This is a genomic window from Cryobacterium sp. Hz9, from assembly GCF_004402825.1.
In the GTDB taxonomy this organism is placed as follows: Bacteria; Actinomycetota; Actinomycetes; order Actinomycetales; family Microbacteriaceae; genus Cryobacterium; species Cryobacterium gelidum.
Map to the genome: position 1 here is coordinate 360,538 of NZ_SOFC01000011.1, position 23,085 is coordinate 383,622.

The 23,085-nt window shown below is 65.8% G+C and carries 22 protein-coding genes and 1 tRNA gene; 12 read left to right on the forward strand and 11 right to left on the reverse strand.

Annotated elements, in window-relative coordinates; all coding sequences use genetic code 11:
- Positions 1-7: 7 nt before the first annotated feature.
- Genes E3N85_RS05970 through topA form a run of 3 tightly spaced genes read right to left on the reverse strand, consistent with a single transcriptional unit; the run spans position 8 to position 4,935 of the window.
- The gene (locus E3N85_RS05970) at positions 8-1,216 is read right to left on the reverse strand and encodes a DNA polymerase III subunit delta' (RefSeq protein WP_134460642.1); all 1,209 of its coding nucleotides are present in this window, start codon (positions 1,214-1,216) and stop codon (positions 8-10) included.
- A 48-nt stretch (positions 1,217-1,264) separates the two neighbouring features.
- Entirely contained in the window at positions 1,265-1,882 is a 618-nt protein-coding gene (tmk, locus tag E3N85_RS05975; RefSeq protein ID WP_134460645.1) for a dTMP kinase, read from the reverse strand.
- Positions 1,879-4,935, reverse strand: a complete 3,057-nt coding sequence (gene topA, locus E3N85_RS05980) for a type I DNA topoisomerase (protein ID WP_134460648.1) — start codon at positions 4,933-4,935, stop codon at positions 1,879-1,881. Before topA ends, tmk begins: the two co-directional genes overlap by 4 nt.
- Positions 4,936-5,142: 207 nt before the next feature.
- Between topA and E3N85_RS05985 the strand changes: the two genes are divergently transcribed.
- Positions 5,143-5,379 carry a hypothetical protein gene (locus tag E3N85_RS05985; protein ID WP_134460651.1) on the forward strand — a complete coding sequence of 79 codons (237 nt, stop codon included), beginning with the start codon at positions 5,143-5,145 and terminating at the stop codon, positions 5,377-5,379.
- Positions 5,380-5,434: 55 nt separating this feature from the next.
- Here the strand turns inward: E3N85_RS05985 and E3N85_RS05990 are convergent, their stop codons facing one another.
- The 5 genes from E3N85_RS05990 to E3N85_RS06010 form a co-directional block, all read right to left on the reverse strand.
- A complete protein-coding gene (locus tag E3N85_RS05990) occupies positions 5,435-5,905 on the reverse strand; it encodes an Rv3654c family TadE-like protein (RefSeq protein ID WP_241978323.1) in 471 nt (156 codons plus the stop codon).
- On the reverse strand, positions 5,902-6,297 hold the full coding sequence (locus tag E3N85_RS16935) for a TadE family type IV pilus minor pilin (RefSeq protein ID WP_255453862.1): 396 nt from the start codon (positions 6,295-6,297) through the stop codon (positions 5,902-5,904). The genes E3N85_RS05990 and E3N85_RS16935 overlap by 4 nt, the downstream gene beginning before the upstream one ends.
- The gene (locus E3N85_RS06000; RefSeq protein WP_241978334.1) at positions 6,278-6,475 is read right to left on the reverse strand and encodes a DUF4244 domain-containing protein; all 198 of its coding nucleotides are present in this window, start codon (positions 6,473-6,475) and stop codon (positions 6,278-6,280) included. Before E3N85_RS06000 ends, E3N85_RS16935 begins: the two co-directional genes overlap by 20 nt.
- Before the next feature lie 127 nt (positions 6,476-6,602).
- Positions 6,603-7,709, reverse strand: a complete 1,107-nt coding sequence (locus E3N85_RS06005; protein WP_241978324.1) for a type II secretion system F family protein — start codon at positions 7,707-7,709, stop codon at positions 6,603-6,605.
- A gap of 57 nt (positions 7,710-7,766) precedes the next feature.
- Positions 7,767-8,852 (reverse strand): TadA family conjugal transfer-associated ATPase, encoded by a 1,086-nt coding sequence (locus E3N85_RS06010; protein WP_255453863.1) that lies wholly within the window; start codon positions 8,850-8,852, stop codon positions 7,767-7,769.
- A 566-nt stretch (positions 8,853-9,418) separates the two neighbouring features.
- Here E3N85_RS06010 and acs point away from each other — a divergent pair.
- From acs to E3N85_RS16250, 3 genes are all read left to right on the forward strand, one after another.
- Positions 9,419-11,392: an acetate--CoA ligase gene (acs, locus tag E3N85_RS06015; RefSeq protein WP_134460662.1), complete on the forward strand. Its 1,974-nt coding sequence runs from the start codon at positions 9,419-9,421 to the stop codon at positions 11,390-11,392.
- A 102-nt stretch (positions 11,393-11,494) separates the two neighbouring features.
- Complete coding sequence (locus tag E3N85_RS16245; protein ID WP_166783873.1) at positions 11,495-11,647, forward strand: hypothetical protein; 153 nt, start codon at positions 11,495-11,497, stop codon at positions 11,645-11,647.
- 190 nt (positions 11,648-11,837) lie between these two features.
- Positions 11,838-11,984, forward strand: coding sequence for a hypothetical protein (locus E3N85_RS16250; protein ID WP_166783874.1), 147 nt, complete (start codon positions 11,838-11,840; stop codon positions 11,982-11,984).
- Positions 11,985-11,999: 15 nt separating this feature from the next.
- Here E3N85_RS16250 and E3N85_RS06020 read toward each other — a convergent pair whose 3' ends face one another.
- Together E3N85_RS06020 and E3N85_RS16255 are read right to left on the reverse strand one after the other, a co-directional pair.
- Positions 12,000-12,470 (reverse strand): RidA family protein, encoded by a 471-nt coding sequence (locus E3N85_RS06020; RefSeq protein ID WP_134460665.1) that lies wholly within the window; start codon positions 12,468-12,470, stop codon positions 12,000-12,002.
- 2 nt (positions 12,471-12,472) lie between these two features.
- Positions 12,473-12,640 carry a hypothetical protein gene (locus tag E3N85_RS16255; RefSeq protein ID WP_166783875.1) on the reverse strand — a complete coding sequence of 56 codons (168 nt, stop codon included), beginning with the start codon at positions 12,638-12,640 and terminating at the stop codon, positions 12,473-12,475.
- A gap of 71 nt (positions 12,641-12,711) precedes the next feature.
- On the opposite strand from E3N85_RS16255, the gene E3N85_RS06025 reads away from it, so the two are divergent.
- The 4 genes from E3N85_RS06025 (at position 12,712) to E3N85_RS06040 (ending at position 18,094) form a co-directional block, all read left to right on the forward strand.
- A complete protein-coding gene (locus E3N85_RS06025; protein ID WP_241978325.1) occupies positions 12,712-15,303 on the forward strand; it encodes a transglycosylase domain-containing protein in 2,592 nt (863 codons plus the stop codon).
- Positions 15,300-16,289, forward strand: coding sequence for a metallophosphoesterase (locus E3N85_RS06030; protein WP_134460670.1), 990 nt, complete (start codon positions 15,300-15,302; stop codon positions 16,287-16,289). Before E3N85_RS06025 ends, E3N85_RS06030 begins: the two co-directional genes overlap by 4 nt.
- Positions 16,290-16,352: 63 nt before the next feature.
- Positions 16,353-16,426: transfer RNA gene (locus tag E3N85_RS06035), tRNA-Pro, on the forward strand.
- 126 nt (positions 16,427-16,552) lie between these two features.
- On the forward strand, positions 16,553-18,094 hold the full coding sequence (locus E3N85_RS06040; protein ID WP_134460673.1) for an MFS transporter: 1,542 nt from the start codon (positions 16,553-16,555) through the stop codon (positions 18,092-18,094).
- Here the strand turns inward: E3N85_RS06040 and E3N85_RS06045 are convergent.
- Positions 18,078-18,554 (reverse strand): hypothetical protein, encoded by a 477-nt coding sequence (locus tag E3N85_RS06045; RefSeq protein ID WP_134460676.1) that lies wholly within the window; start codon positions 18,552-18,554, stop codon positions 18,078-18,080. The two genes, E3N85_RS06040 and E3N85_RS06045, sit on opposite strands and share 17 nt — an antisense overlap.
- A 240-nt stretch (positions 18,555-18,794) precedes the next feature.
- Between E3N85_RS06045 and E3N85_RS06050 the strand changes: the two genes are divergently transcribed.
- From E3N85_RS06050 to E3N85_RS06065, 4 genes are all read left to right on the forward strand, one after another.
- On the forward strand, positions 18,795-19,673 hold the full coding sequence (locus tag E3N85_RS06050; protein ID WP_134460679.1) for a hypothetical protein: 879 nt from the start codon (positions 18,795-18,797) through the stop codon (positions 19,671-19,673).
- A 14-nt stretch (positions 19,674-19,687) separates the two neighbouring features.
- Positions 19,688-20,821: an acyltransferase family protein gene (locus E3N85_RS06055; RefSeq protein ID WP_134460682.1), complete on the forward strand. Its 1,134-nt coding sequence runs from the start codon at positions 19,688-19,690 to the stop codon at positions 20,819-20,821.
- On the forward strand, positions 20,818-21,399 hold the full coding sequence (locus E3N85_RS06060) for a YdcF family protein (RefSeq protein ID WP_166783876.1): 582 nt from the start codon (positions 20,818-20,820) through the stop codon (positions 21,397-21,399). The genes E3N85_RS06055 and E3N85_RS06060 overlap by 4 nt, the downstream gene beginning before the upstream one ends.
- Positions 21,400-21,613: 214 nt before the next feature.
- Entirely contained in the window at positions 21,614-23,044 is a 1,431-nt protein-coding gene (locus tag E3N85_RS06065; RefSeq protein ID WP_134460688.1) for an O-antigen ligase, read from the forward strand.
- Positions 23,045-23,085 lie beyond the last annotated feature (41 nt).

Consider the following 23,085-nt stretch of genomic DNA (forward strand, 5'->3'; position numbering starts at 1 on the left):
CTGGGAATCACTGTGGACGACGGATCGCCGACACGAGCATCGCCTCGAGGGCGAGCGCCGGTGCCACGTTGGATTGGATGCGCTGGCGGGCAACGGCAATCGCGTCTATCGTGGCGACCGTCGCGGCGGGCGGGCCGGCCGCACTCGCGGCGCGCAGTTCGGCGAGCAGTTCGAGGTTGATCACGGTCCGTTCGCGCCCGAGCTGCACCATGATCACGTCGCGGTAGAGCGATGCGAGGTCGACCAGGATTCGGTCGATCCCGTCGCGCAGGCTGCGCACGGCCCGGCGTTTCTGGTCATCTTCGAGGGCCTTGATCTGGCTGCGCAGCCCCGGCGGCACGGACTGCCCGGCCTCGACGCCGAGTGAGCGCAGCATGCCGTCGCGCTCCGCTGCGTCGAGTTCGAGGGTGATCGCCTTGGCGTCGTCGCCGGCGATCGCGAGCAGTCGCGCCGCCGCGTTGACGGCCGATGATACCGAACGGATGCCGAGGGCCGTGCGCAGGGTCTCCTCGCGCCGTGCCCGCGCCTCGGCACTGGTCGCGAGCCGCCGGGCCATACCGATGTGGCTTTGGGCCAGGCGGGCGCTCAGTTCGGCGATGATCGGGTCGACGCCGTTGCGCCGCACGAGCAGGTCGGCGACATCGGCGACGCTCGGTACGCGCAGGCGCACGGTCCGTACGCGCGAGCGGATGGTGGGGAGCAGGTCGGCTTCGCTCGGCGCGCACAGTATCCACACGGTGCGTTCCGGCGGTTCTTCAAGGGCTTTGAGCAGCACGTTGGAGGTGCGCTCGACCATGCGGTCGGCGTCTTCCACGACGACGACCCGGTAGCGACCGACCGACGGCGAATACTGCGAGCGGGCGACGGCCTCCTTGACGGATTCCATCTTGATGATGACGCCCTCGGTGGTGAGCACGCTGAGGTCGGGGTGGGTGCGCGCGTCGACCTGACGAGCGGCCGCGCGGTCACCGTCGGGAGTGCCCGGGCTGAGCAGGGCCGCCGCGAAGGCGAAGGCGAGGTTGGAGCGGCCGGAACCGGGTGGCCCGGTGATGAGCCAGGCATGCGTCATCGAGGTCGACTCGACGGTGGAGGCGCTGCTACCAATCGCGCCGGTATCCGCCTTGCCGGTATCGACGCCGGAGGGTACCCGTTGCGCCGCTGCCCGGAAGATGGCGATCGCGTCGGCCTGTCCCGTTAGGTTGTCCCACACTGCCATGAGTCAAGGGTAACCCGCGCCACCGACACCGCATGCGCTCCGGGGCCGCTACAGGAGGGGGGACACTCGGGCTCGGATGGTGGCCGCGATCTCGGCGGCGGGGGCGGCGGCGTCGACGACGAGAAAACGGTCGGGTTCTGCCTCGGCGAGCTCGAGGAACGCAGCGCGCACCCGGGCATGGAAGTCGTTCTTCTCGGCTTCGAGCCGGTCGAAGACCTTGTCATCGGCGTCGAGCCGAGCCCGCGCGATTACCTCGTCCAGATCGAGCAGCACGGTCAGGTCGGGCAGCAATCCTTCCGCCGCCCACAGTGACAGGTTGCGCACCTCGGTGGCGCCGAGCACACGCCCGGCACCCTGGTAGGCGACGGAGGAGTCCAGGTAGCGGTCCTGCACGATCACATCCCCGCGGGCGAGCGCCGGCCGCAGCTTGGTACCCACGTGCTGGGCACGGTCGGCGGCGTACAGCAGAGCCTCGGCGCGCGGGTCGACCTCCCCGCGGTGGTGCAGCACGATCTGCCGAATCTCCACCCCGACATCTGTTCCCCCGGGCTCGCGGGTGCGCACGACGGTGCGCCCCCGTTCCTTGAGCCAGTCGGTGAGCAACTGCGCCTGCGTGGTCTTTCCGGATCCGTCGCCGCCCTCGAGGGTGATGAAAAGGCCGGTCACTCCGGGCGCGCAGCCTTTGACGCGACCGTCGTCGTCGCGGCGGATTCAGCGACCGAACTGGCTGCCGTTTTCACCGGTGCCTTCTTTACCGGTGTCTTCTTGGCAGCGGGCTTCTTGACCGCAGTCTTTTTGGCCGCGGTCACAGGTGCGACCGTGCCGTTCAACGCGGCCTTGGCCGCCGCGTTCGCGGCTCGGGTAGCGGCCGCCTTCTTGGCGGTAGCCGCCTTTGCGGCCGCAGTCGGCGCCTTCTTCACGGCCGGCTTCTTCACGGCTGGCTTCTTGACCGTGGCCTTCTTGGCCGGTGCTTTCGTGCGCGGCGCGGCCGGACCCTTGGCCCGCTTGTCGGCGAGCAGCTCCACGGCCCGGTCGAAGTCGATCTCCTCGATGTCCTCCGACTTGGGAATGGTCGCGTTGGTGACTCCATCGGTCACATAGGCACCGAACCGACCGTCCTTGATCTTGATCGCCTTGCCGCTCTCGGGATCAGGCGCTTCGAATTCCTTTAGGGCGCTCGACGCACGGCGTGCGCCGTACTTGGGCTGGGCGTAGAGCTCGATCGCGCCCGGCAGGTCGATTTCGAAGATCTGGTCTTCGCTCGTGAGCGACCGGGTGTCGATCCCCTTCTTCAGGTACGGACCGAACTTGCCGTTCTGGGCCAGAATCTCGGTGCCGGTTTCCGGGTCGAGCCCGACCGTGCGCGGCAGGGCCAGCAGCCGCAAGGCCGTGTCCAGGTCGACCGTGGCCAGATCCATCGATTTGAAAATGGATGCTGTACGCGGTTTGTCCGCGGCAGCCACCTTTTTCGCGGCCGGCTTGCGCTTCGGCTTGGGCACGGTGACCTCGCCGGTGGAGGGATCGATAGTTTCGACCGGTGCGGCGATGGCCGGAACATCGGGCTCGGCCGGAGCTGGCGCGAGCTCGGTGATGTACGGTCCGAACCGGCCGTCCTTCGCAACGATCTCCTTACCGTTCTCCGGGTTGAGTCCGATGACGCGATCGGTGACGATCGGGGCGTCGATGAGCTCGCGGGCTTTGGTCGCCGTCAGTTCGTCGGGGGCGAGTTCCGGCGGAATGTTTACGCGGCGAGGCGGGGCATCCGCTGCGGCGTCGGGGTCGACGACCTCGAGGTAGGGACCGTACTTGCCGATGCGCAGGGTGATGTCGTCGCTGATGGTGACCGAGTTGATCACGCGCGGGTCGATCTCACCGAGGTTGTCGATGACCTGTCGCAGGCCGCGATGCTTGTCGCTGCCGAAATAGAAGCTGTTGAGCCAGTCGAGGCGGTTGGCTTCGCCGCCGGCGATGCGGTCGAGGTCGTCCTCCATCTCGGCGGTGAAGTCGTATTCGACCAGGTCGCTAAAGAACTCTTCGAGCAGGCGCACCACCGAGAAGGCGATCCAGTTGGGAACGAGCGACTGGCCGCGCGGCGTGACATAGCCGCGCTCGGTGATGGTCGAGATGATCGACGCAAACGTCGAGGGGCGGCCGATGCCGAGCTCTTCGAGCTTCTTGACCAGGCTGGCCTCGGTGTAGCGAGCAGCCGGGGTCGTCTCGTGGCCCTTGGCCTCAAGATCGAGCAGGGTCAGCGTCTGGCCCTCTTCGAGCGGCGGCAGCTTCGACTCGGTCGCGTCGGTCGACGCGTTGCGTTCCTCGTCCTTCGACTCCTCGTAGGCGAGCATGAAGCCGCGGAAGGTGATGACCGTTCCGCTGGCTCCGAATTCGGCGAGCGCACCCGACGCGGAGGGGTGCTCCGTCGTGCCGGTCGGACCGGCCGCGATAGTCACTGAAGCGGTCGAGCCGGTGGCGTCCTTCATCTGTGAAGCGACGGTGCGCTTCCAGATCAGGTCGTAGAGCTTGAAGTCGTTGCCGCGCAGGCTCGAGGCGAGTGAAGCCGGGGTGCGGAAGGTGTCGCCGGAGGGGCGAATGGCTTCGTGCGCCTCCTGCGCATTCTTGCTCTTGCCCTTGTAGGCGCGCGGAGCATCCGGAACGGTCTCGGCGCCGTACAGCGCAGCCGCCTGGGTGCGGGCGGCTGTGAGGGCCTGCTGACCGAGCGACGGGGAGTCGGTACGCATATATGTGATGTACCCATTTTCGTACAGCGACTGGGCGACGCTCATGGTCTGCCGGGCGGTGAAGCGCAGCTTGCGCGCCGCTTCCTGCTGCAGGGTCGAGGTGGTAAACGGTGCGGCCGGGCTGCGCCGGTAGGGCTTCGAGGTGACCTTGCTGACCTCGAGCTTGACGCCGGGGGTCCGCAGCGCGATCGTCAACGCCTGGGCAGCGGAAGCGTCGAGGGTGACGGCCTTCACGGCGGGTTTGAGTGCACCGGAGTCATCGAAGTCGCCACCGGTGGCAATGCGCTCACCGTTCAGACGCACGAGCTTCGCGTCGAACGCCTGGTCAGTTTCTGAAGCGGATGCTGCCAGTCGCGCCAGCAGGTCCCAGTAGCCGGCGGAGACGAATGCGAGGCGCTCCTTCTCCCGGTCGACGACGAGGCGGGTCGCGGCGCTCTGCACGCGTCCGGCGGACAGGCCGGGGCCGACCTTGCGCCAGAGCACCGGGGAAATCTCGTAGCCGTAGATGCGGTCCAGGATGCGCCGGGTCTCCTGCGCGTCGACGAGGGCGGTGTCGAGTTCGCGGGTGTTGTCCTTGGCGGCGAGGATGGCGTCCTTGGTGATCTCGTGAAACACCATCCGCTTCACCGGAACCTTGGGCTGCAGCACCTGCAGCAGGTGCCAGGCGATTGCCTCGCCCTCGCGGTCCTCATCAGTTGCGAGCAAGAGTTCGTTCGCATTCTTGAGTGCCCGCTTGAGTTCGCTGACGGTCTTCTTCTTGGCGTCGCTCACCACGTAGTACGGTTCAAAGCCGTTTTCGACGTCGACCGAAAAGCGGCCGAGTGCGCCCTTTTTCAGCTCGGGGGGCAGGTTTTTCGGCTCGATCAGATCGCGAATGTGACCGACCGAAGACAAAACCTCGTAGCCGTCGCCGAGATACGCGGCGATCGACTTCATCTTGGTCGGTGATTCAACAATGACCAGCTTCTTAGTGCCTGGCACCAGACTCCTCTTTATACGTAGTGACCGAATCATGGGCCAAGGCACACCATACACACCGGAATGGAGTGCCCGCCTAATCGACGGGCGCGTCTCGGCGCGTCCCGCTCGCATACACGTCACTCCCAGCCATTGCTCAGTTCGCTTTCGGTGCTCACCACCACAATCCCAAACCCTTGATGTTTGCCTGACCGAGTGCAGAATAGTCCTATGGGTACAATGACGGCCACATACACCGCGAAGTTGACGGACGGGCCCCTTCAGGGCAAGACAATCACGACGACTTTCCTCGACTCGGGTGATCCTCAGCCCCGAATCGAGATTCCGGCCGACTCCGGCAAGCGCTATCTCTATGCGCGCGGAGCCGGCCTGGAGTTCGAGGGTTCCGATTCCCCCGGTCGTCCGAGCGCGGTCGAGTACCGCTACCTCGAGGCGCTCCTCCCCTAAATCGTTCGTCCACGAGTTCGCTGCGGTGCGTCAACCGACCGCGCTCGGGCTCGCGCTAACCGGCCGGCGGCCCGGCCCGGGCACTCGCGGAGATATCGATGCCGTGCACCCGGCGCCGGACCGAAACGGATGCGACCAGCCCGATCACCGTGCACTGCGTGACGGCCGTCTCGTTCAGCGTCGCCACGGCTTCCGCCGCTTCGCAGGGGAAGCCGGCGATTGCGCCGGAGGCGGTATCGGCAGCAGCGAGGGCGGCGGCGTCGGCCGCGTTTGCAACAGACCGTGCATCGGCAAACAGGGCGAGGACCGACACGACGAGGCTCGTCAACAGCACGGTCGCAGCGAGCACCGCCAGGGCGAGGATCGACCCCGCTCCCCGCTCGCTGCGCCTGGTCTCGGCGGTTCCGATCCCGGCGGCCCCGATCCCGGAAGCCCCGATAGCGGTAGCCCCGATAGCGGCGGTTCCGATAACGGCGGTTCCGATCGCGGTAGCCCCGATCGCGGGATTATCGTCGTGCGCGCTCACAATCCACCGGCCAGGGCGCAGGAGCGCGCTTCGAGGGTCAGACCCGCGAATATGCCGGTCAGGCCGGGGGCAGTGACTCGGGCACAGACGAACTCGCCGCGCCCTTCCGGGGACAGGCTGGCCCCCGATACCGCCTGCTGCACGAGCATCGCGGCACGCCCCGCGTTGTCGCCGCGGGCGAGCGCCCGCGCGGCGGTTGCGGCAGCATCCGTCAACCGCACCTGAACTCCGACGACCTGCACGGCACCTAGGCAACAGGCCAGAATGAGTACGACCGCTGGCAGCGCCGTGGCGAATTCGGCGGTCGTGCTCCCCCTGCTGCCGAGACGCCGCGCACTCGTCCAATTCGCAAAAAACGATCGGTCCGCCCGGTTACCCCACGCTGAGGGCACGTCGCACCAGATCGGTGAGCATTCCGCGCACCTCGTCGCTGCGCAGAATGACGATGAGCAGTCCGGCGAACCCGACCGCGGCCATCGTGGCCACCACATATTCCGCCGTCGCCGCTCCGGCCTCGTCCGCCAGCCGTCGCAGTGCAGTTGTTTTTGGTACTTCAGTTTTCGTGGTCACCGAGATCTTTGTATTCACAGACTCGTCTCCTTCTGCGTCCATTGACGCGGGTTGGGCGGCACGAGCAGGTTCACTCTGCCCGGACCTGGCGGCGCACGCCGCGGCAACCGCTCATCAGTCGATAGATTCAGAAGGTCGTCAGTGTGGAGGAGAGCACGCTGATCAGCAGCGGCACCACGCCGACGAGCATGAACGCGGGCAGCACACACAGCCCGAGCGGTAGCATCAGCGTCACCGACAGCGTCGCGGCACGGCGCTGCCCGGCACTGCGAGCATCGCGCCGCAACTGTTCAGCCTCGCTGCGGAGCAGTTCCGCCGCCGGAACGCCCGCCCGTGACGACAGGTCAAGCACCCGGTCAACCGGGTCGTCGCCGTCGGCACGGGCGGCTGCATCTGCATCTGCATCTGCACCGGGCGCAATACCAAAGCGCTCGGTTGCTGCACGCACCAGGGCTCGCGAACGGTCGATGGACCCGCCGCCGGACATGGCAATAGCCATGAGTTCGAGTCGCAGCCCCGGGGTCAGGTCGGTCGGGGCCGCTCGGCGCACCAGCGCGCGGTTCCAGCTTGCGGCGGCGAGCATCAACAGTGCGCCACCGCCCAGGCAGACCAGTCCCGGCAGGGTTGCGAACAGGGTGTGTAGGGAATCGAATCCCATGAGGCTGCCGAAGACGACTCCGATCACCGGCAGCACCATAACCAGTCGGGCCGTCGCCCGCGGGGCGGCCAGCGCCACCTCGAGATCACGCTGTACCTGGGCGAGTTCGCGCAGCGACGCGGCAAGCTCACGCAAGCACCCGGCCAACGGTGCACCGGCCTGAGTGGCCACCTGCCAGGCCGCGGCAAGTCCGAGCCAGGCGCGCTCGGCCTGAACGGCCGCGTCGCCCCGCCGCCGGGCGCGGCCTGCAACTGCCGCGCGCGCGGAGCCGCCCGCCACCTGCTTCTCTCGAGCCTGTCGATGTGCCTGCCCAGCGATCGCGTCGGCCACGCTGTCACCACGGGCCGCAGCCCTGGCCGCAGCCCGCAGAATTCGGGTCGTCGCCGAAGCCTGCGGCGACCCGACTCCGCTTCCAGCGGCGCTCGGCGCAACAGCCGGCATCACCGCCACGGCCCGCGCCGGCATGAGATACCCCCACGCCGACACCGGGGAGACGCCGGCCGAGAGCAGCACGGCAAGTCGCTGCGTCACCGCCGCGACCTCCTCGATCGGCGGCACCACGTCACCGCGCCGCATGGCCGGAGGCTCCCCCCGCAAAATAGTGGCCGATCGAGGCTGTCGACCCGGGTCGCATCAGACCTCCTCGATCGAGAGTCGGTCTCGGTCGCTGAGGGTGAACCGTCCGACCGCCTCGAGCCGGCGCACCCCGGCGGTACGCTCCAGATGCAGCACGAGCCCAATCGCGCTCACCGTCTGCCGAGCCACGGCCGCGGCGCTCATTCCAGCGAGAGCTCCGAGCGCCTCCAGCCTGGCGGGCACATCATCGAGCGAATTGGCGTGCAGCGTGCCAGCTCCCCCGTCGTGCCCGGTATTGAGGGCGGCAAGCAGCTCCCGAATCTCCGACCCGCGGCACTCGCCGAGCACAAGCCGGTCCGGGCGCATGCGCAACGCCTCCCGCAGCAGCGCCTCGAGGCCGATGCGGCCGGCCCCCTCCAGATTGGCCTGCCGGGCCTCCAGGGCGACCACGTGCGGATGCCGAATGCGCAGCTCCGCGACGTCTTCGATCGCGACAATGCGCTCGTCGGCCGGCGCCTCGCCGAGCAACGCGGCTAGCAAGGTGGTCTTTCCGCTGCCGGCGGCACCGGTGATGAGCAGATTCTGGCGCCCGAGCACCGCAGCACGCAGTCGATTCACGCGGGCAGCGGATGCCTCCCCCACGCCGAATAGACCGGCGTCAGCGAGCGCACCGAGACTTCGATTCGCCGCGTGCGGCAGCCGAATGGAGAGCAGCGTTCCCGTGCTCGACACTGGCGGTAGCACGGCGTGCACTCTGATGCCGTCGGCCAGACGCACGTCGACGCAGGGGCTCGCCTCGTCGATGTGCCGCCCACCCAGCGCGATCAGCCGCACCGCCAACTCGCGCACCTCGGATTCACCGACCCGCCAGGCCGGCGCGAAGGTGAGGCCGTGCCCGGCATCGATCCAGAGCCCGGACCCCCCATTGACGAACAGGTCTGTGGTTTCAGGGTTCGCGGCATAGCCGGCCAGTGGGCCGAGCGCGCGTACGTCGAGGCGCACGCTCCCGCCTGCGGCCGGGACTGCGCCCGGTGCTCCGGTGTGCGGCACGGCGCCAGCGGCATCCGTTGTGACCGTGCGATGCCGAGGGAACTTCTGCGGCAATGGTGTCGATACCGGCCGGGCATCGAACGGACGCGCCACAGCCGGTCGCACCGACGGCGCAACCCACGGTGCTACCGCTCCTGCCGAAGCCGAAGGGAAAGGGGAAGGGGAATCAACTGTGTAAGACGGAACGGCGACGAAGGGCTGACCCATGCTCCGACGCTAGAGCCAGCCAGCGCCGCACCGACTCGCCCTGCAGAATCTGTGGAGAGCGTGCCGCCCGATGGGACTGGGGAGGGACAAAACAGATGCGGTGTGCGAGCCGTGACTGCGCGACCTTGTGAGCGCACGCTTAAACAGAAGGGGCGGCACCTATTGGGGGGAACAGGTGCCGCCTAGCACCGCGCAGATTGGGGGGAACCGTACGCGATGCCGGTCAAAACTTTCGTTCAGACGTTGATTAGTTTACGCAGCCCGCGACAAAATGCAAGTCCAATGTCCTCATTTGAGAGGACCCTCGCCTGGGGGGTATGAAATCACCTTCCCGCGAAGGCGGATTCCCCATTTTTTTTGCTCTGTATACAGAGATTGGCCGCGAACCGGTAGGGTTCAGTTGAGCTGGCAATGTCCCGCATGCACGTACCGCAAAGGAGCGAACTACACATATGACGGTTAAAATTGATACCCTTCTGCACGAAACGCGTCGATTCGCGCCCACCCCGGAGTTCGCCGCACAGACAGCGGCGACACCAGACCTGTATACCGAGGCACAGAAGGACCCTGCCATGTTTTGGGCTGATCAGGCCCGTAATCTGCTGCACTGGCATAAGCCGTTCACCAAGACCCTCGATTGGACCAACCCACCGTTCGCCAAGTGGTTTGAAGATGGCGAACTCAACGTCGCCTATAACTGCCTCGACCGTCACGTTCTCGCCGGCAACGGCGATCGTGTCGCGCTCTATTTCGAGGGCGAGCCGGGCGATTCTCGCAGCTACACCTACGCCGAGCTGACCACCGAGGTCAAAAAGGCCGCGAACGTCCTGCTCGGGCTCGGCGTCACGGCTGGCGACCGCGTCGCCGTCTACCTTCCAATGATTCCCGAGGCCGTCATCTCCATGCTCGCCGTCGCCCGCATCGGCGCCGTGCACTCCGTCATCTTCGGCGGATTCAGCGCCGAAAGCCTGCGCTCGCGCATCGACGACGCCAACGCCGTGCTCGTCATCACTGCCGATGGCGGCTACCGCAAGGGCAAGATCAGTGCGCTCAAACCCGCCGTCGACGCCGCCCTGCAGACCAATGACTCCTCGGTGAAGAACGTGCTCGTCGTCAAGCGCACCGGCCAGGACGTGCAGTGGAACGACCGCGACACCTGGTGGTCCGATGCCATGGAAAGCGCCTCCCCCGACCATGAAGCGCAAAGCTTTCCGGCCGAGAACCCGCTGTTCATCCTGTATACATCCGGCACGACCGGCGCGCCCAAGGGTATTCTGCACACCAGCGGCGGCTACCTGACGCAAAACGCGTTCACCCACCAGACTGTGTTTGATCTCAAGCCCGAAACAGACATTTACTGGTGCACCGCCGACGTCGGCTGGATCACCGGACACAGCTACGTGGTCTACGGACCACTTGCCAACGGCGCAACCCAGGTGCTCTATGAGGGGACCCCCGACTCCCCCCACACCGGCCGTTGGTGGGAAATCATTGAGAAGTACAAGGTCTCGATTCTGTATACAGCGCCGACGGCTATCCGTACGTTCATGAAACTCGGCCGTCAGATTCCGCAGAAGTTCGACCTGTCGAGCCTGCGCGTGCTCGGTTCGGTGGGCGAGCCCATCAACCCCGAGGCCTGGATGTGGTACCGCGAAGTCATCGGCAACAACCTCACGCCGATCGTGGACACCTGGTGGCAGACCGAGACCGGATCGATCATGGTCTCGGCTCTCGCGGGCCTCACGCAGACCAAGCCGGGCGCTGCCCAGGTTCCAGTTCCGGGTATCACCGTTGACGTGCTCGATGATGACGGCGTGCATGTTGGCCATGGCAATGGCGGGCTCCTGGTGGTCACGCAGCCCTGGCCGGCCATGCTCCGCGGCATCTGGGGCGATCCGGAACGCTTCAAGGAGACCTACTGGGACAAATTCGAGGGTACGACCGGCGCGAAGGACGGCCCGCTGTACTTCGCCGGCGACGGCGCCCGTCTCGACCACGACGGTGACATCTGGTTGCTCGGCCGCGTCGACGACGTGATGAACGTGTCGGGCCACCGCCTGTCCACCGCCGAGATCGAGTCGTCCCTGGTGGCGCACTCGCTCACGGCTGAAGCCGCCGTGGTCGGTGCAGCCGACGAGACGACCGGCCAAGCCGTCGTCGCGTTCGTCGTGATCAAGTTCAGCCAGGCTGAGATCGCTTCCCACGAGGACATCGCCGGCATTCTGCGGGCCCACGTCGCCCAACAGATCGGTGCGATCGCCCGCCCGCGTGACATCTTCATCGTCGACGAGCTGCCGAAGACCCGGTCGGGCAAGATCATGCGGCGCCTGCTGCGCGATGTGGCCGAGGGCCGCGAGGTCGGCGACACGACGACCCTCGCCGACACCATGGTGATGAACACCATCGCAGCGCAGATTAGAAAGTAGCGCGCACCACCCGCAAAAAACTGAGGCCGCTATCCACCCGGACGGCGGCCTCAGTCGTGCGGCGCACCCCCGAGACTGAGCTTTCCGCCCTACTGTGCGGGCATGACTCGAGCAGCGGTACCCGTGCGAGGTCGCCCCGGCCGGCTCGATACTCTGCGCGGGGTGGCCGCCATCATTGTGCTGGTACACCACGTGTCTATGACGGTGCCGCAGATCGCCACAGCCTACGAGTCGAGTGGCGGCGTGAGGCTGTAATCCGTTGGCTGGTGGGCCACGCTGTCCCCGTTGCAGGTTCTGCTCGCCTGTCGCTGCGGGTGGCCGGCGCCTCTGTGATTGTGGCTACGGTCGCCTTCTGGCCGCGTGCGCGCACGCCCAAATTTCCAGCTATCCAGCGAGAGGGCACCTAGTAGCCTGGCTCGGCTCGGTCAGCTTCAGTCTGTATCTCGTGCATTTCCCCATCGTGGTGGCGGGCGCGCTGCTCGCCCAGCTGATCACCATGTGGGTCGAACAGCCGGCGCAGAAATACGGCACGCGGGCCGGGGTATCCGTTTCATGGCGGATGCCCCGGCCCGCGCGGCCGACGCGCGTCTAAACGCCCCCTGAGGCGTTAAGCGAACGCGACGACGAGCTCGACTTCGACCGGGGCGTCGAGCGGAAGCACCGCAACGCCGACGGCGGACCGCGCGTGCCGACCGATGTCGCCGAAGATCTCGACGAGTACATCGGAGGCGCCGTTGACGACGGTCGGCTGGCCGGTGAACGACGGATCGGAGGCGACGAAGCCGGTGACCTTGACCACCTGGGTGATGCGGTCGAGCGATCCGATCACGCTCTTGATGGCGGCGAGGCCGTTGAGCGCGCAGGTGCGGGCATAGTCCTGTGCGTCAGGGGCGGGAACGAGGCCGTGGCCGTCGCCGACCTTGCCGGTGGCGGGCAACGCCCCCGCGACCATAGGCAACTGACCGGCGGTGTAGACGAACCCGTTGCTGATCACGGCGGGCAGGTAGGCGGCCACTGGAGGCACGACGCTCGGCAGCTCAATGCCCAATTCGGCCAGGCGTGCTTCGATGTGTGACACGCTTATGCCTCTTGCCTGGGCGCCAGCGGGCGCTTCAGGTAGGCAACCAGGCCGCCCTCTGGGCCGGCTACGACCTGTACGAGTTCCCACCCATCAGAGCCCCAGTTGTTCAAAATGGCGGCCGTATTGTGGATCATCAACGGCGTTGTGAGGTATTCCCAGGTGGGCATGTGACTCCTATTGAGGCGGGCATTCAGATTTGTCGCTTAAGCTCAATTCTATGTCTGCCAAAAATCGAACCGTGAGCGGGGCTCTGGGGGGTTTCCTGGGTCTCGTCGGGATGAGTGCCGTCGCCGGCATTCTCGTGACCGCCGCCGTCGCCCCAGCCGTTGCCCTCTCTGGCATGGCTGCTACGAACACCATCAACGTGTTCGACAGCCTGCCCGAGTATCTCTCCATCGATCGGCTCTCTCAGAAAAGCAACATCTACGCGTCGACCAACGCCGAGGATCCGGTGGGTTCTCGCGTGCTCCTCGCCTCGTTCTACGAGCAGAACCGGGTCGACGTGGCGTCCGACGCGATCAGCCAGTTCGCCAAGGATGCGGCGATTGCTGGCGAAGATCCCCGTTTCATGGAGCACGGCGGCGTAGACATTCAGTCCAGCTTCAACGGCGCCGTGCAAACCCTGGCCGGCGGCGGAACCCGCGGTGGCTCGTCGATCACCCAGCAATATGTCAAGAACGTGCTCGTTCAAAAGTGCGAGGTCATGACCGATGTCGACGCGGCCAAGGCCTGCTATGACGATGCCACCAAAACGACGGCTGACCGCAAGTTGCGCGAGATGCGTCTGGCCATCGGCATCGAGAAGAAGTACGAGAAGGCCGACATCCTTCGCGGCTACCTGAACATCGCCGGCTTCGGCGGATCGGTCTACGGCATCGAAGCCGCCGCGAGCTATTACTTCAACACCACCGCGCTGAACCTGACGCTGCCGCAGGCGGCCAGCCTGGTGGCGATCGTGAACAACCCGGTAAAGTTCCAGCTCGATCGCCCGGATAGCGAAACCAACGGCGCGGCCAACGGATATGCCGCCAATAAGGGGCGTCGCGACTACATCCTCGATGAGATGCTCAAGTACGACAAGATCGCCCAGGTCGACTACGACGCCGCCATCGCAGCGCCGATCGAGCCGGTCATCACCGTGCCGAGCACCGGCTGCCAGACGGCCGGAGGCAGCGCCTACTTCTGTGACTACGTCACCAAGATCCTGAAGTCCGATCCCACCTTCGGCGAGGATGCTGACACGCGCCTCGCGAATTTCCAGCGCGGCGGCTTTGACGTGTACACCACGCTCGACCTCGACCTGCAGGCTGCCGCGGAGACTTCCCTCAACAAGTACGTCCCCAAGACGTTTCCCGGCTGGGATGTCGGCGGGGTGGTTTCGAGCGTCAAGGTGGGCACCGGCGAGGTGCTCGCCATGGCGCAGAACAAGGACTACAGCCAGATGGAGCAGCCCGCCGGCAGCACCTTCACCAGCATCAACTACAACACAGACCGCGCCACGGGCGGTTCCGGGGGCTTTCAACCCGGTTCAACCTACAAGGTCTTCACACTGGCCGAGTGGCTCAAGGAGGGGCATGCCCTCACCGAACGGGTCAACTCTCGAGTCAAGTCAAACTGGGGAACGTTCCAGGACAGCTGCCTCGGGCCGCAGAACTATGACGCCCAAGGGTTCAGCCCGCGCAATGACGGCGGCGAGGGTGGCCCCAATGAATCGGCGCTGAACTCGACCACCCGGTCGATCAACACCGGCTTCATCGGTATGGCTAAAAAGCTCGACCTCTGCGGAATTCGTAAGACCGCTGAGGCCTTCGATGTGCACGCGGCAAGTGGCGGCGAACTCGGCCAGAACGCCTCATCGGTAATCGGCACGAACTACATCGCCCCGCTTTCCATGGCGGTCGCGTTCGCCGGCATCGCCAACAACGGCATGACCTGCACCCCTGTCGTTATTCGCAGCATGATCAGTTCCGACGGAGCCGAGCTGCCGATCCCCAAGTCGACGTGCACGCAGTCGGTGTCACCGGAGGTGGCCGCTGGAATGCAGTACGCCATGCAGACCACGACAACCGGCAATGGCACAGCCGCCGCCTCGGGCCGGCGCACCTCGCCCCGGGAACCGATCATCGGTAAGACCGGAACCACCGACAAGGCCAAAGACACTTGGATGAGCGGTGCCAGCAGCAAGGTTGCCACCGTCGTCGGCGTGGTCAACGTGAGCGGCCCGTTCAAGAATCAGCGCTTCACTACCCTCAACGGCGTCCGCGCGTCCGAGATCCGCCACTACGTCTGGCCCGACGTCATGAGTGTCGCCAACGCCAAGTACGGCGGCGAGGCCTTTCCCGAAGCCTCGTCCAGCGTGATCAACGCGGTGGCCGTTCCGGTTCCCGACGTGCGCGGCGAGTCAATGGCCCGAGCCAAGAGCACCATCGAGGCGGCCGGATTCCTGTTCGTCAACGGCGGCGTGACCAGCTCAGCATTGCCCGCCGGCACGGTGGCCAGTACGGACCCGGCCGGCGGCTCGGCATCCACTCGCGGTGCCACCGTCACGGCATTCTCGAGCGACGGCACCGGCGTGACCGTTCCCGACGTCATCGGTAAGAGTGAAACGGATGCCCGCGGCACACTCGCCGGGGCTCCGTACACCTTCACCGTGGCCAAGACCGAACAGCCGACCACCGACAAAGCCCAGGATGGCAAGGTGCTTGCGATTCAGCCCGGAGCGGGAACGGCCAGCCGCCCTGGGGACACCGTGACCATAGTCATCGGCAAGTTCACCGCGCCCGCCCCGGCCGCGCCCGACAAGGGCAACAACAACGGCGAGAACGGATGACCGCGCATCGTCGCCTCGGCGACGGCGGACAGCTCGTCGGCGCGACGCTCGCGGCTGTTGGCGCCGTCGGCCTCGCCGCCTTCGCCTGGGGTGCGCTCGTGGAGCGCACCCGGTTCACGCTGCGTGAGGTGAGCGTTCCGGTGCTCGCACCGGGTTCGGCTCCCATCCGGGTGCTGCACCTCTCCGACCTGCACATGGCTCCGTGGCAGAAAAACAAGCAGGAGTGGGTGCGCAGCCTCGCCGCGCTGGAGCCCGACCTCGTAGTCGACACCGGCGACAATCTCGGGCATAAAGACGGCGTCAGTGGCATCGAGTATGCCCTCGCGCCGTTCCGGGGCATCCCCGGTGTGTTCGTCAACGGTTCCAACGACTACGTCGCGCCGCAGTTGAAGAACCCGTTTACCTACTTCGGCGGCCCGTCGAGCCTGCGCGTGCGTCGGGAGGAGCTCGACACCGACGCCTTACGCCGGGTGTTTACCGATCTCGGCTGGACCGACATCAATAATGCGGCTGAGTCTCTTGATCTCAAAGACACCCACGTGGAGTTCTTCGGCGTCGACGACCCGCACATCGGGCGTGACCGGCTCGATTTGATCACGCGCGCGATCGACGATCTTCGGGCCAACGATCCGCTCGGCGACGACGTCTGGCCCGACCCGGAAGAAGCCGCGGCCCCGCGGTCCACGCTCACGGTTGGTGTCGCGCACGCACCGTACCAACGTGTGTTGAACTCCTTCGTGAATCACGGCGCACAGCTGATTCTGGCCGGCCACACCCACGGCGGCCAAGTTTGCGTGCCCGGTTTTGGTGCGCTCGTGACCAATTGCGATATTCCGCGGCGCCAGGTGAAGGGTTTGAGCACCTGGAACCACGGCTTGCGCACTGCGTTCCTGAACGTCTCGGCGGGCCTCGGCACCTCGATTTACGCGCCGGTTCGCTTCGCCTGTCCGCCCGAGGCGACCCTGCTCACCCTGACTGCCAGCTAACTGCTCCCTCAATTCGTTGCGGGAGGCGTAGTGCGCCTATACTGATTGAGGCCCACGGGCCATCGGGGTATGGCGCAGCTTGGTAGCGCGCGTCGTTCGGGACGACGAGGTCGCAGGTTCAAATCCTGTTACCCCGACAGCAGTAGATATCACACAACCCCCCACTCCATTGGAGTGGGGGGTTGTGTTGTAGGATCGCCTGTCGGCATCAGCGTTGCTCCTGCCGAGGATCGCCGGGAGACCGGCGCGAATGGATCCCGCGCATGACTTCTACCCCCGTTCCCGGCGCTTCTCCCGGCGCTCCACGCCGGGCTTGGCAGGCACTGATAGTGCTACTCGCCGGCATGTTCATGGCACTGCTCGACACCACGATCGTGAACGTGGCGCTGCCGAGTATCCGCACGAGCCTCGACGCCAGCGAGGCGACGCTGTCGTGGATCATCTCCGGCTACGCCCTCGCCTTCGGCCTCGCGCTCATTCCGGCCGGCCGGGTCGGCGATCGTTTCGGCCACAAATGGGTGTTCTTCACCGGCCTGGCTCTGTTCACGCTCGCGAGCCTCGCCTGCGGCCTCTCCCAGAACGACCTGCAACTCATCATCGCCCGCGTTGTGCAGGGTTTGGCTGGGGGCATGTTCGTGCCCGCGGTGACCGCCGTCATTCAGCTGATGTTCCCGCCGGCAGTCCGCGGCAAGGCCTACGCGATCATGGGCTCGGTCATCGGTGTCTCCACCGCACTCGGCCCGATCGTCGGCGGCCTCATCATCGAGGCCTTCGGCGTCGAGAACGGCTGGCGTCTGGTGTTCTGGGTGAACCTGCCAATCGGCATCCTCGCCCTGATCGCCACGGTCTTTCTCCTGCCCGGCGGTGCGGCGCTCCCCCAAACGACGCAGGTCTCGCGCACGGGCGTCGACTGGCTCGGACTCGTGCTCATCTCGGCCGGCCTGGTGGCGCTTTTGGTACCGCTGATCGAGGGCCAGGACCAGGGCTGGCCACTCTGGACCGTGTTCACTCTCGCGGCCGGAGTGCTCCTCGTGGTTGCTTTCGGCGCTTGGGAAGTGTCCGTGGCCAAACGTGACGGCAACCCGCTCGTTCCCCCTCACCTCTTCTCGCACCCGGCATTCACCGGCGGCGTCGTTCTCGCGCTGGTCTATTTTGCAGCATTCACCAGCATTTTCTTTACGATTTCCATTCTCTGGCAGGCGGGTCTTGGGCGCAGTGCGCTCGAGTCGGGCCTCGTCTCCATTCCTTTCGCTATCGGCACGATTCTTGGCGCGTCGCAGAGCGACCGACTAGCCAAACGCCTCGGACGCACCATCCTCGTCGTCGGCGTGGCCCTCGTCACGATCGGCCTGATCTGGATCTGGCTGGTCATGCTGCTGACCACTCCGGGTGACCTGACCAACTGGCATCTGCTTCCACCGCTGTTCCTCGCGGGCCTCGGCAGCGGATTCTTCATCGCCCCCAACGTGTCGTTCATCGTCGCGACCGTCGACCGATCCGAGGCCGGCGGCGCAAGCGGCGTGGTCGGCGTGATGCAGCGCGTCGGCAGCGCGGTCGGTATTGCCGTGATCGGCAGTGTGTTCTTCGGCACGCTGACCGTGACCGGCCCCGGAGCGGATGCCCTGGCCACGGCCTTCACGCACAGCGCCACGATGGCCATGGCGGTGAGCGCCGGTTTCGCCATTCTCGCTCTCGCGCTCGTGTTCGCCCTGCCCAGGCGCGTCGCCGGTAACGGTTCGGTTCTAGCGGCCGAGGAGCGGATGCCGGGAGCAGGCGACCCGATTCCGGCTACCCGATCCGATTGAGCTCCGTGAACGACATGGTGGCACTCGAGCCGTCACGACAGGTCTGGTAGAGCAGATCGAAGCCGTGCGGAATGGACGCGGCGTTATCGGTGGCCGCGTTCAGCACGACGGCGACCGGCCCAACCCGAAAAGTCCCGGTGACGGCGCCGGTGAGGGTGATCGTGCTGCCTTCCCCGGGAAAAAGGGAACCACCACAGAACCAATGCTCGGCAATGACCGGGGTTCCGTAGTGGTGGCCAACGTCGACCGCACCCCGACAGGCGTCGATCTCGCCCTGCCACCCGGCGGTCCAGACGACCGCGGAGTGGTCGACGGGTGCCACCCCGGTCGTCTCCGCCGCGGTAATGCTGGGCATGCCAGCAACGATCGCGAACGACAACACGGTGCTGACGGCGAGGCCGATTATCGCCACGATGCCGACGAGCCGACGCTGAAATGCACGGTGCACTGCTCTGACCACGACAGCCCTCTTTCGGGACAGGAGCAGAAAACCCCCGGTCGAGTTGTAATGAAACATGCGCTCGCCGGCGCCGTCCACCCCCTGATGGCATAGACCGGGAGTTGGCCGGCACAATCTTGGCAGGTCGTCATCCTCAGACTGAGCGCAGTCTGGCCCACGCCGTAGCCTTCCCCGCGCACGATCGAGCCAAGACAATACCCGAGTTGGACGTCATCGATTCTGTCTGCTATCTTCTGCAGCATGGATCGTCGAGGGTTTCTCACGTTGTCAACTGCTGGCGCAGCCACGCTCGGTTTCGGTGCGTTCGGTGCGCCCGCCGCTTTCGCTGCCACCGCTCCGAAGCTACCCGGAGAGGTGTCGCGCCTGTCAAATGTGCTCACCCAGAAGGGCAGGAACCTCTACGACAATGTCGAAGTGGACATCGGCGGCGATCGAGCACGTCTGTTCATCCCGCAGTCGATCTCGATGAAGTCGGCAGCCTCGGTAGGTGCGGTGTGGTTCTATCACGCGGCCTCCAGCTCGCACAACGCGCTCAACGGCGGCTTCAAGTACCCCGGCGAACTTGTCGTCGACCAGAACACCATTGCCATCTGCATCAACGCTGGCGGCACCCAATACACAAATTCCATCGCCACGACCGCCCAGAAGAACGCTTGGACGTACCTGAACTCGCTCTACACCGTGCGCCGCAACTTTCTCCGAGCCACCTCCTTTGGCGGATCTCTCGGCTGCTACACCTACGGCAAAAAGCTCATACCGTACATTCGCGGCCTGTACATGGTGAACGGACTCTACGACAACGAGTGGCTCTACGCCTACGACACCAAGAACCAGGCGCGCGTGGGTGATGCCTACGGCAACGATCTCACTTTGATCAAGGGCACCAACCCGGCACGCATCAGCGCTACACCGTGGACCAACAGCCGGGTCAAGGTGCTCGTTTCCGATAGCGCCCACCCCGACGACGTTGTCGTGCCCAGCAAGAACGGCCTGGCGTTGATCGCCAAGATCGCGCCGGTGGCCGCCGACACCCAGGTCATGTACCACACGCTCGGACACGAGACTCCGGGCTTTGCCCACACCGACATGATCAAAACCTTCTCGCAGTGGTCGGTCTAGCCGGGAGGTACTGAGTGAGCACAGGGGCAGCGGTCGAGCGAACCCGGGTCGATTGGGTCGACGGCGCGAAGGGCATCGCCATTCTGCTCGTCGCCCTCGCGCACGCGGTGCAGTGGACGGTGCTTTCCGGCCTCGCCCCTGAGCTGTGGAACAAGATCAACCTGGTCTTCATCGTGTTTCGCATGCCGTTGTTCTTCCTGGCCTCCGGTCTGTTCGCCGCCTCGATCATCAGACGCACCTGGCCCACACTCTGGCGCACCCGGCTGAGCCTCCTGGTCTGGGCGCTGCTCCTCTGGACGCTCATCCGCTTCGGCTATTTCTCCCTGTTCGCAAACCCTGCCGGCTTCGACGAGACCAACCCGATCGACCTGCTGCTCGCCCCGGTGCGGCCCAGCAACGGCCTCTGGTTTCTCTACGCCCTCGCCCTGTTCTTCGTCGCCGCCAAACTCATGAGCAACCGCGTCGACTGGCGGGTGCAAATCGGCGGCGCTGCCATGCTGTCGGTATTGTTCTTCGCCCGCGCCGACACCGGCAACATCGCCTGGAACGGTATCGGTCGCTACTTCTTGTTCTTTCTGCTCGGCTGCTATCTGCGGGAGTGGATCCTCTCCTTCATCAACCGGCCCAGCCGCTTCGGCGCCCTCGGGCTCGGCCTCGGTTTCGGCGTGGCGTTCCTCGTGCTGGCCGGCGTCATTCTCACCGTCGACGCGGGGATGCCGTTCATCACCGGCACACTGGTGCTGGTGAGCCTGCTCGCCCTGGGCGCTGGCCTTCTTGTGGCACGATTTCTGGTCGGTTATCGGGCAATGACCTGGCTGTCCTACGTCGGCCGCAACACTCTGCCGATCTACGTCGTTCATGTTCTGTTCGTCTCTGCCCTGACCAGCCTGCTGCTGCTCGCGCGCGGCCAGACGTGGCTCGACCGCCTCGGCCCAGCGCTCCCCTTGCTCGTGGCCGGTGGCGCGGTCGCCGCCTCGCTGCTGGTCTGGCGCCTCGTGCGCGACCTGCCGGTGCTGCGCTACGGGTTCGCCGTGCCGACCTGGTTCTCTGGTCGTGCGCCGGCGAGGGAGGTGGCGGCGGAGACCGCAGCATCCGTTTCAGCGGCGTCAACAGATACAGCAGAGCCGATGCTGCCGCGCAACGAGTGACATCGCCCCACCGATCTGCCCGGCGTCAGCAGCGCGCACTCGTGGTGGTCACCGGCCTGGTACTGCTGACCGTCGGCCTGCTGGCCGTCACCACTCGAACCGTCATGTTTCCGCGGGAAGACCAACCGATCCCCGTCGATGTCATCGTAGTGCTCGGTGGGCTCGGAAGCGCCGCTGTTGTGCAGAAAGCCGTAGCTCTCGCCGAAGCCGGCTACAGCGGGCGCATCCTGATCTCGGACGCCTTCGGCAGCGATACCCGCCCGGCGCATCTGTGTGCACGCCCGGTGCCGGTGCCGGGCACGGCGATCCAAGTGGAGTGCTTCCGCCCGCACCCCACGTCGACCAGCGGCGAGGGCGAAGCGATTGCCGCGTTCGCGATCGAACGCGGCTGGAACCGGGTGATCGTGGTCACCTCGAGCTATCACGTGAGCCGGGCCCGGGTGCAGATCGGCCAGTGCTACGCGGGCACGCTCGTAGTGATCGGCGCCCGGCAGCCGATGGATCCGCTGAAGTGGGCCTACCAGTTCGTCTACCAGGATGCCGGATTCGTGAAGGCCCGGATCGCGCCCGCCTGTTGACCCTGCCCGGCGGCGAACGAGTCGACCGGCATGGAAGATTCCCGTTTCGACTGCCTGCAGCTGTGCAACGATCCGCCCAAATAATCGTTTTCCAGCGCCAGGCTGGCGCTGAGGAAAAATCACGTGTTATCGTTGCGGCTATTCGCAGCGTGCTGCGTTATCGCTTCATCCACTGCACCATCCGACTGCGCCATCACCCCCGAAGAGGCGGCCGATGTTCGATTCTACCCAGCGCCGATTGCGCAGCACGCCGGTCGTTATTGTCGTGCTCGCCGCCATGTTCGTGCTTGTGGCGAGCGCTGTGCTGCCGCGATTTATTCCTACTCTGGGCATCACCGTGATTTTGCTCGCGCTGCTCGGCGGTGCCGCGGTGCTGATTCTGTTTCTGCTTCCGGTGCACATCCTTCCTGCGGTCGCTCTCGTCGCGTTCGCGCTGATTCCGTCCCGTCTTCTACCGCAGGACGGTCCGATCGGCGCCTTGCCGATCACCACCATGATCATCGTCATCTGGGCATTGCGGCGACTGCTGCCGGCGAAAAAGGATGCCCGCACCGCGACCCCACCCGCCCCCTTCCGATCGGCCACCCGCTACTTTGCGCTGCTCTTTCTAATCTGGACACTGTTCACCATCGCGCGCACGACCGATCTGCAGGCGAGCCTCGGCTGGATGATCAGTTTCAGCGCGGCCGTGCTACTGCCGCTCTGTATCGGTGCCAGTACCCGCGAGGCCTACTGGATTCGCCGGGCCTGGCTACTGCTCGGCGCCTGGCTCGGCGCCTATGCCCTCCTCGAGGGCTTACTGCGCTTCAACCCGATCTGGGGCGGCTTCTTCACGGCGCTCGGTCTCACCGACCATCAGCACTGGTCGGTGTATCGGGCGGACGCGTCATTTGGGCATCCGCTCTTCGCGGCTTTGTTCTTTGCCGTGGCCTGCGCCCTCGCCGTTGGCATCTGGCTGCAGGAGAGCTCGAAACCGGCCCTCGCCGCGGCCGTGTTCAGCGGGCTCGGCCTCGTCGCTACCGTCTCCCGCGGGGCGCTTCTCTCCGCGGCCATCGCGATCGGCTTCGCCTACACGGTGTCGCTCGTCTTGCGAGGTGACAAGCGTTGGGGCAAATTCGCCCTGCTCGCCGTATTCATCGTCGCCGCCGTCCTGGGGCTGTTTCAATTCGACGCCTTCACCGCCCGCAACAACTCCCTCGAGGCCGAGTTGTCGTCGCAAGCGCGCGACCTGGGCGTCTGGGTGTCGCTGCAGGCCGCGAATCTGACTGGCTGGATCGGGTCAGGCCCTGGCACCTCGGGCATCACCGGGCGCCTGTTCGACGACGTCACCATCGAGAACTCGATGCTGCAGTTGCTCATCAGCATCGGTTTGCCCGGACTGGCGCTGTTCTTGCTCATGATCGCCTCGGCCATCGCGCACGCGCTGTCACGTCGGGTGGTCGGAGCGGCAGCTGCCCTGGTGGCATACTCGGTGTGCATCGCCGGATTCAACGCGATCGACGCCCTACGCCCGATGCACCTGCTGCTCGGCTGCCTGCTCATTCTCGCCCTGAATCCGACGCGAGAAGATGCCGCCCCGCCACTCGAACCGGCCGTGCGTCACGCGTTATCCGCACGCCCCAAACGGGGGCATGCGCGGCTCTAATGCGTTCGCAGCTCGCACGCTACGCTACGCTACGCTAAACC